The 11,976-nt window shown below is 70.6% G+C and carries 10 protein-coding genes and 1 tRNA gene; all 11 read left to right on the forward strand.

What is annotated here, in order from left to right:
* The first annotated feature begins 69 nt into the window (after positions 1-69).
* The 11 genes from ACWTPI_RS26455 to ACWTPI_RS26505 all read left to right on the forward strand — a co-directional run bounded on the left by ACWTPI_RS26455 (position 70) and on the right by ACWTPI_RS26505 (position 11,658).
* A complete protein-coding gene (locus ACWTPI_RS26455) occupies positions 70-1,191 on the forward strand; it encodes an acyltransferase family protein (protein ID WP_454733199.1) in 1,122 nt (373 codons plus the stop codon).
* A gap of 262 nt (positions 1,192-1,453) precedes the next feature.
* Positions 1,454-2,692 carry a GTP cyclohydrolase II gene (locus tag ACWTPI_RS26460; RefSeq protein ID WP_020203342.1) on the forward strand — a complete coding sequence of 413 codons (1,239 nt, stop codon included), beginning with the start codon at positions 1,454-1,456 and terminating at the stop codon, positions 2,690-2,692.
* On the forward strand, positions 2,689-3,999 hold the full coding sequence (locus ACWTPI_RS26465) for a URC4/urg3 family protein (RefSeq protein ID WP_454733200.1): 1,311 nt from the start codon (positions 2,689-2,691) through the stop codon (positions 3,997-3,999). Before ACWTPI_RS26460 ends, ACWTPI_RS26465 begins: the two co-directional genes overlap by 4 nt.
* A gap of 71 nt (positions 4,000-4,070) precedes the next feature.
* Positions 4,071-4,730 (forward strand): uracil phosphoribosyltransferase, encoded by a 660-nt coding sequence (upp, locus tag ACWTPI_RS26470; protein WP_020203344.1) that lies wholly within the window; start codon positions 4,071-4,073, stop codon positions 4,728-4,730.
* Positions 4,730-5,446 (forward strand): TetR/AcrR family transcriptional regulator, encoded by a 717-nt coding sequence (locus ACWTPI_RS26475; RefSeq protein ID WP_020203345.1) that lies wholly within the window; start codon positions 4,730-4,732, stop codon positions 5,444-5,446. Before upp ends, ACWTPI_RS26475 begins: the two co-directional genes overlap by 1 nt.
* On the forward strand, positions 5,436-6,443 hold the full coding sequence (locus ACWTPI_RS26480) for a BMP family protein (protein WP_029043691.1): 1,008 nt from the start codon (positions 5,436-5,438) through the stop codon (positions 6,441-6,443). Before ACWTPI_RS26475 ends, ACWTPI_RS26480 begins: the two co-directional genes overlap by 11 nt.
* Positions 6,444-6,544: 101 nt before the next feature.
* Positions 6,545-8,119 carry an ABC transporter ATP-binding protein gene (locus ACWTPI_RS26485; protein WP_454733201.1) on the forward strand — a complete coding sequence of 525 codons (1,575 nt, stop codon included), beginning with the start codon at positions 6,545-6,547 and terminating at the stop codon, positions 8,117-8,119.
* Positions 8,109-9,200 (forward strand): ABC transporter permease, encoded by a 1,092-nt coding sequence (locus tag ACWTPI_RS26490; protein WP_454733202.1) that lies wholly within the window; start codon positions 8,109-8,111, stop codon positions 9,198-9,200. Before ACWTPI_RS26485 ends, ACWTPI_RS26490 begins: the two co-directional genes overlap by 11 nt.
* Positions 9,200-10,162, forward strand: a complete 963-nt coding sequence (locus ACWTPI_RS26495) for an ABC transporter permease (RefSeq protein WP_020203349.1) — start codon at positions 9,200-9,202, stop codon at positions 10,160-10,162. Before ACWTPI_RS26490 ends, ACWTPI_RS26495 begins: the two co-directional genes overlap by 1 nt.
* A gap of 31 nt (positions 10,163-10,193) precedes the next feature.
* A complete protein-coding gene (locus ACWTPI_RS26500) occupies positions 10,194-11,465 on the forward strand; it encodes an amidohydrolase family protein (protein ID WP_454733203.1) in 1,272 nt (423 codons plus the stop codon).
* A gap of 106 nt (positions 11,466-11,571) precedes the next feature.
* Positions 11,572-11,658 (forward strand) — tRNA-Leu (locus ACWTPI_RS26505).
* Positions 11,659-11,976: the final 318 nt, after the last annotated feature.

The raw sequence follows: 11,976 nt of genomic DNA on the forward strand, positions 1-11,976 counted from the left end.
GTGCGCCATGCACACATAGGAGTAGAATCACGCCTCCTGCACTTTGTCGCATTCTTATAACAAATAACGATGAGCCCCCGTCCTTCGCGCATGGCGTGCATTGACGCACTCAAGGCGATCAGCTCGCAGCTGATCGTGCTGCATCACCTTGCTTTCTACGGCCCGATGTCGGATGTGGCCCACGTGCTGGCCCCCGACCTGCTCGACTGGTTCTCGCAGTACGCGCGCATCGCGGTGCAGGCCTTCCTCGTCATCAGCGGCTTCCTGGCGGCGCGCAGTCTCGCGCCCGGCGGCCACCTGATGGTGCCGCATCCGCTGCTGGCGATCTGGCGGCGCTACCAGAAGCTGGTGGTGCCCTACACCGTGGCCATCCTGATCGCCATCGCCGGCGCCGCGATCGCGCGCACCTGGATGCATCACGATTCCATTCCCGGCGCGCCGGGCCTGCACCAGTTCCTGGCGCACGTGCTGCTGCTGCACAACGTGCTCGATTTCGACGCGCTCTCGGCGGGCGTCTGGTACGTGGCCATCGACCTGCAGCTGTTCGCGCTGCTGATCGTGGCGCTGTGGGCGGCGCGCCTGTGCGCGCGCCGGCTGGAAGCGGGCGGCGCGGCGCTGGGCATGCTGGCGGTGTCGGCGCTGGCGCTGGCGTCGCTGTTCTGGTTCAACCGCGATGCCGCCTGGGACATGTGGGCGATCTATTTCTTCGGCGCCTACGGCATGGGCACGCTGGCGTACTGGGCCTCCGCGCCCGAGCGCTCGCCGGTGGCGCTGCTGGTGCTGGGCGCGGCGGTGGCGGCCGCGCTGATCGTGGATTTCCGCCTGCGCATCGCGGTGGCGCTGGCGGTGGCGCTGCTGCTGGGCATGGCGCGCCGCGGCGGCTGGCTGGAGCACTGGCCGCGCGCCAGCGCGCTGGCATTTTTCGGGCGCATTTCCTACTCGGTGTTCCTGGTCCACTTCCCGGTCTGCCTGGTGGTCAACGCGGTGGTGTTCCATCTTGCGCCACAGCAGCCGGTGCTCAATGCGCTCGGCATGGTCGCGGCATGGCTGCTGAGCAACGTGGCCGGCACGCTGTTCCATCGTTATGTGGAAAGCGGGGCGCCGCTGGGCGCGATGCGCCAGGCGCTGTGGCCGGCCCGCGCCGGGTCCGCGGCGCGGCGCCAGCCGGTGGGGCGCGAGCGCTCCACCTGAGCTGCCGGCCGGCAGGCCCGGCTTCCTGCGCGGCGCGTTCCAGGCGGCGCCCGGCCCACCCAGGCCGGGCGCCGCTTTCACATGGTGCCGCTGCACCACAAGCCGGCGGCGGGCCGCACGCGCACGGTGCGCCCGGGCGCCGCGCGGCAGGGTTGGCCGCGCAACATACGGTAAAAACGAGCATTGGGATATGGCATGAAGGTTGCCTACTATGGAATCGCAAACCTGACCGTTTGGTCAGGATTCCTGTTCCGAGGCTGCCATGTCCGATCATATCGTCCTGACCTCGCACGCACGCCGCGACAAGCCGGCGGAGCCCATCCACTGGGGTGCGGCCACCGCCGCGGAGCGCGGTCCCGTGATCGCCAGCCTCACCAATCCCGCGCAGCGCAACGTGATCGGCACCCACTCGGGCGCCTACGCGGTCTATCGCGCGCTGGCGGTGGCCTCGGGCAAGCTGCAGCGCGACCACCGCGCCGACCTGACCGACACCGCGCCGGCCGAGGTGATCGGCCCGCATCCGCAGTGGGCCGACCCGGACAAGATCGTCTCGCTGGACCCGTGGGGCCACCTGGTTTCCACCGCGTTTGCCGACCGCATCGCGGCGGGCATCGACATCCGCCCGTCGATCGCCATCACGCGCGCCCACATCAACATGCCGGAGCTGGCCGGCGCCATCGCCGCCGGGCGGCTGGTGCCGGACGGCCAGATCCTGCACGCCAACGGCGACGTGCGCGTCACCAAGGCCGCGATCGACCCGGTGTGGTACCTGCCGGGGCTGGCGCGGCGCTTCGACATCAAGGAAAGCGTGCTGCGCCGCGCGCTGTTCGAGCAGACCAGCGGCATGTTCCCGGAACTGGTGACGCGGCCCGACCTGAAGGTGTTCCTGCCGCCCATCGGCGGCATGACGCTGTATTTCTTCGGCGACGTCGGCAAGCTCGGCAAGCCCGAGACCCGCGTGGCATGCCGCGTGCATGACGAATGCAACGGCTCCGACGTGTTCGGCTCCGACATCTGCACCTGCCGGCCCTATCTCGCGCATGGCATCGAAGTCTGCATCGAGATGGCGCAGCAGGGCGGCGTGGGCCTGGTGGTCTACAACCGCAAGGAAGGCCGGGCGCTGGGCGAAGTCACCAAGTTCCTGGTCTACAACGCGCGCAAGCGCCAGGTCGGCGGCGACCGCGCCGAGACCTATTTCGCGCGCACCGAATGCGTGGCCGGCGTGCAGGACATGCGCTTCCAGGAACTCATGCCCGACGTCTTCCACTGGCTCGGCATCAAGCGCATCGACCGCTGGGCCTCGATGAGCAACATGAAGCATGGGGCGCTGACCGCGCAGGGCATCGAAGTGGTCGAGCAGGTGGCGATTCCCGATGCGCTGATCCCGGCCGACGCCCGCGTGGAAATCGACGCCAAGGTAGCGGCTGGCTACTTCACGAGCTATACCCCGCCCGACGCGGAAGAACTGGCGCTGGCAAAGGGTAGAGGACTGGACGAATGAACGAGACACCTGAAGCGGGCGCGCCGGGCGGCGCGTCCGGCGGCTTCACCGATGCGCCCGGCTGGGCCAGCCCGGTGCCGCCGGGGCATCCGGCCGCGGCGCTGCTGACCGGCCAGGCCGTGCGCACGCGTTGCGCGGCCGTGACCGGGCACGTGGCGGCGGGCGCGTCCGAGCTGTTTACCTGGCACCCGGACCGCATCCCGGCGGTGGCCGACTACGTGGCGGCCACCATCCGCCAGCGCTATCCGGACCTGAACGTGCCGTATCACAGCCGCTGGCGCCATTTCGAGAGCGGCCAGGGTGGCGAGCGGCTGGACCGCTGGCAGATCCTGTGCGAGCGCGGCGGCTTGTCCGGCGAGGCGGACCGCGAGGAACGGGCCCGCATCGGCATCGACCTGGTGATCCCCAGCGTGCTGCTCGACGCCGGCGCCGGCCCCGACTGGCGCTACCGCGATCCGGCCAGCGACCTGCTGCTCACGCGCTCGGAAGGGCTCGGCGTGGCCAGCTTCGACCTGTTCGCGCGCGGCGGCTTTTCCGCGCAGCTCGGCCAGCCGCTGCGCGCCGATGCCGAGCGGCTGATGCGCATCGATGCATCCTCCATCGCCACCGCGTTCCAGGTGGCGCAGCACAACCCGCTGGTCGGCCTGGAAGGCCGCGCCGGGCTGCTGCGCCGGCTGGGCGAGGTGGCGCAGGCCACGCCCGCCGTGTTCGGCACGCCGGCGCGGCTGGGCAACCTGTACGACTACCTCAAGGCGCACGCCGTCGACGGCCGCATCGAAGCCGGCTTCGTGCTGACCACGCTGCTGGTGGCGCTGGGGCCGGTGTGGCCCGGCCGCGTCAAGCTGGAGGGCGTCTCGCTGGGCGACTGCTGGCATCACCCGGCCTGCGCCGACGGCCTGGTGCCGTTCCACAAGCTCACGCAATGGCTGACGTACTCGCTGCTGGAGCCGCTCGAGGACGCCGGCCTGACCGTGACGGGGCTGGAAGTCCTCACCGGCCTGCCCGAATACCGCAACGGCGGCCTGCTGTTCGACTTCGAGCTGATGGTGCCGCGCGATCCCGCCTTCGCCAGCGTCACGCATACGGTGGACGAGCCGGTCATCGTGGAGTGGCGCGCGCTCACCGTCACCGGGCTGGACCTGGTGGCGGCGTCGGTGCGCGAGGCGCTCGGGCTGTCGGCCGAGGCCTTTCCGCTGGCGCGCGTGCTGGAGGGCGGCACCTGGGCGGCGGGACGGCGCATTGCCGCCAAGCGCAGGCCGGGCGGCGCGCCGCCCTTCGCCATCGACAGCGACGGCACGGTGTTCTAGCCGCCGCGCCGCGCGCTTTCCCGCCGCGCGCGGCACGACCTTTTCGCGATTCGCCTCCCGAGGAGCGCAACATGACCGACCTTTCCGCCGTACCGCCCGTCACGCCTTCGGTGATGGTGGTGGACCATCCGCTCGTGCAGCACAAGGTCACGCTGGTCCGCAGCGAGGACACCACCACCGACAATTTCCGGCGGCTGGTGCGCGAGATCAGCCAGTTGCTGACCTACGAGGCCACGCGCGACCTGGCGATGGAGACCATCGCCATCAAGACGCCGATCGCGCCGATGGAGTCGCCGGTGCTGTCCGGCAAGAAGCTGTGCCTGGTGTCGATCCTGCGCGCCGGCAACGGCTTCCTGGACGGCATGCTGGACCTGCTGCCGGCCGCGCGCGTGGGCCACATCGGCCTGTACCGCGACCCGGAGACGCTGGAGCCGATCGAGTACTACTTCAAGATGCCGGAGGACATCCACGAGCGGCTGGTGATCGTGGTGGACCCGATGCTGGCCACCGGCAATTCCGCCATTGCCGCGCTCAACCGCCTCAAGGAAGCCGGCGTGAGCACGCTCAAGTACGTGTGCCTGATCGCCTCGCGCCAGGGCTTGCGCGCGCTGCAGGCGGCGCATCCGGACGTGGCCATCGTCACCGCGGCCATCGACGAGGAGCTCAACGAGCACGGCTACATCGTGCCCGGCCTGGGCGACGCGGGCGACAGGCTCTACGGCACCAAGTGATGGGCGCGCCGGCCACGGCGCAGCCGCCATGCTTCCCGCCGCGGCGGGAGGCGGCTGGCGGGCGCATCCGCCAGGAGAACGAGGCGCTGATCCTGCGCGCGGCCGAATACGTGTTCGCGCGCGCCGGGTTCGCCGGCGCCACGATGGCGGAGATCGCCACGCGCGCGGGCGTGCCCAAGTCCAACCTGCATTATTACTTCCGCACCAAGCAGGCGCTGTACCGCGCGGTGCTGGCGCACACGCTGGCGCTGTGGCTGTCCGAGACCGACATCATCGACGCCGGGCAGCGCCCGCAGGTGGCGCTGGAGCAGTACATCCGCGCCAAGATGCGGCTGTCGGCCAGCCACCCGGACGCCTCGCGCGTGTTCGCCAACGAGCTGCTGCACGGCGCGCCGGAGATCCGCGACGTGCTCAGCGGCGCGCTGCGCGCGCTGGTGCTGCGCAAGGCCGGCGTCATCAAGGAGTGGATCGCGCGCGGCGAGATGGCCAGCGTGGATCCGCGGCACCTGTTCTTCACGATCTGGGCCGCCACCCAGACCTATGCCGATTTTGAGTCGCAGGTATGCGCCGTGCTCGGGGTGAGCCACCTGGGCCAGCGCGATTTCGAACAGGCCACCGACCACCTGGTGCGGCTGCTGCTGCGCGGTTGCGGGCTGGAACCGGCCGGCCTGGCCGTGGAGTTATCGTCAACAAGGGGAGAAAACCATGAGGTTTGAGGGCAAGCGCAGGACCTGGTTGAAACTGGCGGCCGCCGCCGCCGGCGCAAGCGCGCTGGCCGGCGTGCAGCCGGCATGGGCGCAGGCCAGGGTGAAGGTCGCGGCCGTGTACACGGTGCCGGTCGAGCAGCAGTGGGTGTCGCGCATCCACAAGGCGCTCAACGAGGCCAAGGCGCGTGGCGAGATCGACTACGTGTTCTCGGAAAGCGTGTCCAACGCCGACTACGAGCGCGTGCTGCGCCAGTATGCCGAGCAGGGCTCGGCGCTGATCCTGGGCGAATCCTTCGCGGTCGAGGCGGCCGCGCGCAAGGTGGCCAGGGACTATCCCAAGACCGCCTTCCTGATGGGCTCGTCCGGCAAGCCCCAGGCGCCCAACTTCTCGGTGTTCGACAACTACATCCAGGAGCCTTCCTACCTGACCGGGATGATCGCCGGCGGCATCACCAAGACCAACCATATCGGCATGGTCGGCGGCTATGCCATCCCCGAGGTCAACCGGCTGATGCACGCCTTCATGGAAGGCGCGCGCGAGGTCAATCCCAAGGTGAAGTTCACGGTCAGCTTCATCGGCTCGTGGTTCGATCCGCCCAAGGCCAAGGAAGCCGCCTTCGCCATGATCGACAAGGGCGCGGACGTGCTCTACGCCGAGCGCTTCGGCGTCTCCGACGCGGCCAAGGAGAAGGGCCGGCTGGCCATCGGCAACGTCATCAACACCCAGCCGCAGTATCCGGCCACGGTGGTGGCCTCGGCGCTGTGGAACATGGAGCCCACGGTGGCCGCGGCGCTGGCCAAGGTCAAGTCGGGCCAGTTCAAGAACGAGGACTACGGCTCGTATTCGCTGATGAAGTACAAGGGCGCCGAGCTGGCGCCGCTGGGCACCTTCGAAGGCAAGGTGCCGGCCGACGTGATGGCCAAGGTCAAGGCGAAGGAGAAGGCCATTCTCGACGGCAAGTTCGTGGTGAAGGTGGTGGAGACGGAGCCGAAGTCGACGCAGTGAGGCTGGCGTTGGTAGCGCCGGCCCCGTCTTTCTCCCCTCTCCCGCTTTGTGGGAGAGGGGAGCGAACCATTGGTATTCCTGATGCTCCGCATTTCGTTTCCATGCCAACTCCCATCCTCCGCCTGAACGGCATCACCAAGCGCTTCGGCACGCTGCTGGCCAACGACGCCATCTCGCTGGAACTCCGGCGCGGCGAGGTGCTGGCCCTGCTGGGCGAGAACGGCGCGGGCAAGAGCACGCTGGTCAGCATCCTGTTCGGCCATTACGTGGCCGACGCCGGCACTGTGGAGGTCGACGGCCGGCCGCTGCCGCCGGGCCAGCCGCGCGCGGCGCTGGCCGCCGGCATCGGCATGGTGCACCAGCATTTCACGCTGGCCGACAATCTTTCCGTGCTCGACAACATCCTGCTCGGCACGCAGCCGCTGTGGCAATGGCGGCTGGAGCGCCGCGCCGCGCGCGCGAAGGTGCTGGCGCTGGCGCATCGCTTCGGCCTCGCGGTGCGGCCGGGCGCGCGCGTGGGCGAGCTGTCGGTCGGCGAGCGCCAGCGCGTGGAGATCGTCAAGGCGCTGTACCGCGGCGCGCGCGTGCTGATCCTCGACGAGCCCACCGCGGTGCTGACGCCGCACGAGGCCGAGACGCTGTTCGCCACGCTGGCGCAACTGATCGCGGAGGGCTTGTCGGTGATCTTCATCAGCCACAAGCTCGATGAAGTGCTGCGCGTGTCCAGCCGCATCGCCGTGCTGCGCGGCGGCAAGCTGGTGGCGCAGCGCGAGGCGGCGCAGACCAGCAAGGCGGAACTGGCCGAACTGATGGTGGGGCGCGCGGTCGCCATGCCGGAGCGGGCCGCCGGTGCCGCGGGCGATGCCGCGCCGGTGGTGCTGGCGCTGGAGCAGGCCGGCGCGCGCGGCGCGGACGGGCGCATGCGGCTCGACCGGCTCAGCCTGCGGGTGCGCGCCGGCGAGATCGTCGGCATCGCGGGCGTGTCCGGCAACGGGCAGGCGGCGCTGGCGGAACTGCTCAGCGGCACGCTGGCGGCCACCGAAGGCCGCGTCACGCTGGCCGGCCAGCCGATGCCGGCGCGCCCGCGCGCGTGGATCGGCGCGGGTGTCGCGCGCGTGCCGGAGGACCGCCATGCGGTCGGCGTGGTGGGCGACCTCGCCGTGTGGGAGAACGCCGCCAGCGAGCAGCTTGGCCAGCCGCGCTTCTCGCGCGCCGGCGTGATCCGCCGCGTGGCGGCGCAGCGCTTCGCGCGCGAACTGGTGGCGCGCTTCGACGTGCGCACCGCCGGCATCGAGGTGCCGGCGCGCACCATGTCCGGCGGCAACATGCAGAAGCTGATCCTGGGCCGGGCGCTGTCGGTGCGCGGCGAGGGCCGCGCGCCGCTGTTGGTGGTGGCCAGCCAGCCGACCTGGGGACTGGACATCGGCGCGGTGGCCTACGTGCGCGCGCGCCTGCTGGAGGCGGCGCGCGAGGGCGCGGCCGTGCTGCTGATCTCGGAAGACCTCGACGAACTGCACGCGCTGGCCGACCGCATCGCGGTCATGCACGCCGGCCGCCTGACCGAGGCGCGCCCGACGGCGGACTGGACGCTCGCGGCGCTCGGCCTGGCGATGGCCGGCGCCGGCGGCGGCGCGCCGGGCGGCGCCGGCGACGCGGAGGTGCTGCATGCGGCTTGAACCCCGGAGCGGCGTGTCGCGCGTGGCCATGCTGGCCGCGCCCGTGCTGGCCATCGCGGCCACCTTGCTGATCTGCGCGGTGCTGGTGCGCTGGGCCGGCGCGCCGGTGGGGCGCGCCTATGCGCTGCTGCTCGAAGGCGGCTTCGGCTCGCGCTTCGCGTGGTCGGAGACGCTGACGCGCGCCACGCCGCTGATCCTGACCGGGCTGTCGGTGGCGGTGGCGTTCCGCGCGCGGCTGTTCAACATCGGCGCGGAGGGGCAGCTGTACCTCGGCGCGCTGGCGGCGGTGGCCGTGGGCGGGCAGGTCGACGGCGCGGTGGCGCCGTGGGCGGAGCACCTGCCGGTGGCCGTGCATTTCGCGCTGATGGTGGCGGCCGGCATGCTGGCCGGCGCCTTGCTGCTGCTGGGCGCGGCGTGGCTCAAGACGCGGCTCGGCGTGGACGAGGTGGTGACCACCTTGCTCGGCAACTTCATCGTGCTGCTGTTCGTCTCGATGATGCTGGACGGACCGATGAAGGACGCCACCGCGATGGGCTGGCCGCAGTCGGTGCCGCTGGTGCCCGAGCTGGAACTGTCGAAGCTGATGGCGCGCTCGCGCGTGCACAGCGGCCTGCTGCTGGCGTGCGCGCTGGCGCTGATCCTGTGGGCGGTCAACCGCTTCACGGCGTTCGGCCTGCACATGCGCGCGGTCGGCGCCAACGCGCGCGCCGCGGCTTTCGTCGGCGTGCCGGTGCGGCGCGTGACGATGTGGACCGCGCTGCTGTCGGGCGCGCTGGCGGGGCTGGCCGGCGTGGTGGAGGTGGCGGGCCGCACCAGCTACCTGACGCTGGACATCTCGCCGGGCTACGGCTACGCGGGCGTGGTGATCGCCATGCTGGCCGGGCTGCATCCGCTGGGCGTGGTGGCGGCCTCGGTGTTCGTGGCCGGCGTGCTGGTCGGCGCCGACGGCATGAGCCGCGCGGTGGGCGTGCCCAACACCATCGCCGACGTGATCGTGGCGGTGGCGCTGCTGTCCATGCTGGTGGCGACCATGCTGGCACGCTACCGCATCCGCTTCGACGCCCTGCGCAAGGTGGCCTGATGGAACTGCTCGACATCCTGGCCTCGGCGCCGTTCTGGATCGCGGTGCTGCGCGTGGCCACGCCGCTGGTGTTCGGCACGCTCGGCGTGCTGCTGTGCGAGCGCGCCGGCGTGCTCAACCTCGGCATCGAGGGAATCATGGTGGCCGGCGCCTTCGGCGGCTGGCTGGCGGTCTATCACGGCCTGCCGCTGTGGGGCGGCGTGGCGGTGGCCGCGGCCGTGGGGCTGGCGTTCGGCTTGCTGCACGGCTGGCTGACGGTGAGCCTGGCGCTGTCGCAGCACGTCGCCGGGCTGGGCGTGACCATGCTGGCCACCAGCTTGTCCTACTACGCCTACCGGCTCGGCTTTGCCTCGGTGTCCACGCCGCCCACCATCGTGCCGTTCGCGCCGATGCGCTGGATGGCGGAGGTGCCGCTGCTCGGTCCGGTATTGGGCCCGGTGTTCGGGGAAGAGACCGCGCTGACCCTGCTCGCGCTGGCGCTGGTGCCACTGGTGGCCTGGCTGCTGTACCGCACGCCGCTCGGCCTCGCGGTGCGCATGGTCGGCGAGAACCCGGCCGCGGCCGAGGGGCAGGGCATCCGCGTGGGCGCCATGCGCATCGGCGCGGTGATGGCGGGCTCGGCGCTGATGGCGGTGGGCGGCGCCTTTCTCACGCTGTCGGCCTTCAACGCCTTCTTCTTCAACATGATCAACGGCCGCGGCTGGATCTGCGTGGCGCTGGTGGTGTTCGCCTCGTGGCGCCCGGGCCGCGCGCTGGCCGGCGCGCTGCTGTTCGCCGCCTTCGACGCGCTGCAGTTGCGCCTGCAGCAAAGCGGCGCCAGCCTGCCGGGCCTGCCGGCGCTGCCATACCAGCTCTACCTGATGCTGCCCTACGTGCTGTCGATCCTCGCGCTGGTGCTGGTGGCGCGGCGCGCCACCTATCCGCAGGCGCTGATGAAGCCCTATCGCAAGGGCGAACGCTGATCCATCCCGTCTCCCAGAAAAAGAACCCGCCATGCTCGACCTGATCCTGCGCAACTGCACGCTTCCCGATGGCCGCACCGGCATCGACGTCGGCATCACCGGCGACCACATCAAGGCGGTGGAGCCGGCGCTCAAGGCGCACGCCGCCACCGAGGTCGACGCCGCCGGCCAACTGGTGACGCCGCCGTTCGTCGACGCGCATTTCCACATGGACTCCACGCTGTCCTACGGCCAGCCGCGCATCAACCAGTCCGGCACGCTGCTCGAGGGCATCGCCCTGTGGGGCGAGCTCAAGCCGCTGCTGACGCAGGACGCCATCGTCGAGCGCGCGCTGGCCTATTGCGACTGGGCCGTGGCCAAGGGCCTGCTGGCGATCCGCTCGCACGTGGACGTATGCGACCCGCGCCTGCTCGCCACCGAAGCGCTGCTGCACGTGCGCGAGAAGGTCAAACCCTACCTCGACCTGCAACTGGTGGCGTTCCCGCAGGACGGGCTGCTGCGCGCGCCCGGCGCGCTCGACAACCTCAAGCGCGCGCTCGGCATGGGCGTGGATGTGGTCGGTGGCATTCCACATTTCGAGCGCACCATGAGCGATGGCGCCGACTCCGTGCGCATCCTGTGCGAGCTGGCCTGCGAGCGCGGGCTGCGCGTGGACATGCATTGCGACGAGACCGACGACCCGCTGTCGCGCCATGTCGAGACGCTGGCCGCGCAGACCGTGCGGCTGGGCCTGGAGGGCAGGGTGGCCGGCTCGCACTTGACCTCGATGCACTCGATGGACAACTACTACGTGTCCAAGCTGATCCCGCTCATGCATCAGTCCGGCGTGGCCGCCATCGCCAACCCGCTCATCAACATCACGCTGCAGGGCCGGCACGACACCTATCCGAAGCGGCGCGGCATGACGCGCGTGCCCGAACTGATGGCCGCGGGCGTGCCGGTGGCGTTCGGCCACGACTGCGTGATGGACCCCTGGTACGGGCTCGGCTCGGGCGACATGCTGGAGGTTGCCCACATGGGCCTGCACGTGGCGCAGATGACCGGGCAGGACGCCATGCGCGCGTGCTTCGCCGCCGTCACCGAGACCCCGGCCCGCATCCTCGGGCTGGAAGGCTACGGCATCGCGCCGGGATGCCGCGCCGACCTCGTGCTGCTGCAGGCGCGCGATCCGGTGGAGGCGATCCGGCTGCGCGCCACGCGGCTGATGGTGCTGCGCGCGGGCAAGGTGGTCGCCAGCACGCGTCCGGCCACCGCCACGCTGCATCTGCCGGGCCGGCCGGGGCAGGTGTGCTTCCAGCCATGAGCGCCGCCGGCGCCAGAAAATGCGTGCGGGGGTATTGACAGCCGAATCCGAACTTGCCATAATGTTTTTCTTCGCAGCGCTGCAGCAGTTCACGCAGCAAGACGAAGCCCAGATGGCGAAATTGGTAGACGCACTAGGTTCAGGTCCTAGCGGTGGCAACACTGTGGAGGTTCGAGTCCTCTTCTGGGCACCAAGACTCGATGAGAAAGGCCGTTGCAGATGCAGCGGCCTTTTTCTTTTTGCGGCGCTCGTTTTGCGATGAGACTCCGATGGCGAGGCGAGCTTCCGGCGGCACGGTCCTGGTCCGCGGGTACGCGCCGGCTTCGCGCCTTCAGCGCCGTTTTGTTTCAGGTTTGCATCGTCCGCCAAGCCGGTCCATGCGGACCCGCCATCGCGCATCTCTCTGCGCCAGTCCTCGTTTCCTCGTTTCCTCTTCGCGCGCCGGCAAGCGCGGAACCCCCTCGCATTGCCGCCGTGCGGTGGCACACGCAGATGCGCGCGGGCGCCCACG

Source organism: Cupriavidus ulmosensis, from assembly GCF_977008105.1.

Excerpts from the sequence above, each read along its gene's own strand:
- ACWTPI_RS26455 (WP_454733199.1), top strand. The coding sequence starts at position 70 with ATGAGCCCCCGTCCTTCGCGCATGGCGTGCATTGACGCACTCAAGGCG.
- ACWTPI_RS26465 (WP_454733200.1), top strand. The coding sequence starts at position 2,689 with ATGAACGAGACACCTGAAGCGGGCGCGCCGGGCGGCGCGTCCGGCGGC.
- ACWTPI_RS26475 (WP_020203345.1), top strand. The coding sequence starts at position 4,730 with ATGGGCGCGCCGGCCACGGCGCAGCCGCCATGCTTCCCGCCGCGGCGG.
- upp (WP_020203344.1), top strand. The coding sequence starts at position 4,071 with ATGACCGACCTTTCCGCCGTACCGCCCGTCACGCCTTCGGTGATGGTG.
- ACWTPI_RS26500 (WP_454733203.1), top strand. The coding sequence starts at position 10,194 with ATGCTCGACCTGATCCTGCGCAACTGCACGCTTCCCGATGGCCGCACC.
- ACWTPI_RS26460 (WP_020203342.1), top strand. The coding sequence starts at position 1,454 with ATGTCCGATCATATCGTCCTGACCTCGCACGCACGCCGCGACAAGCCG.
- ACWTPI_RS26490 (WP_454733202.1), top strand. The coding sequence starts at position 8,109 with ATGCGGCTTGAACCCCGGAGCGGCGTGTCGCGCGTGGCCATGCTGGCC.
- ACWTPI_RS26485 (WP_454733201.1), top strand. The coding sequence starts at position 6,545 with ATGCCAACTCCCATCCTCCGCCTGAACGGCATCACCAAGCGCTTCGGC.
- ACWTPI_RS26480 (WP_029043691.1), top strand. The coding sequence starts at position 5,436 with ATGAGGTTTGAGGGCAAGCGCAGGACCTGGTTGAAACTGGCGGCCGCC.
- ACWTPI_RS26495 (WP_020203349.1), top strand. The coding sequence starts at position 9,200 with ATGGAACTGCTCGACATCCTGGCCTCGGCGCCGTTCTGGATCGCGGTG.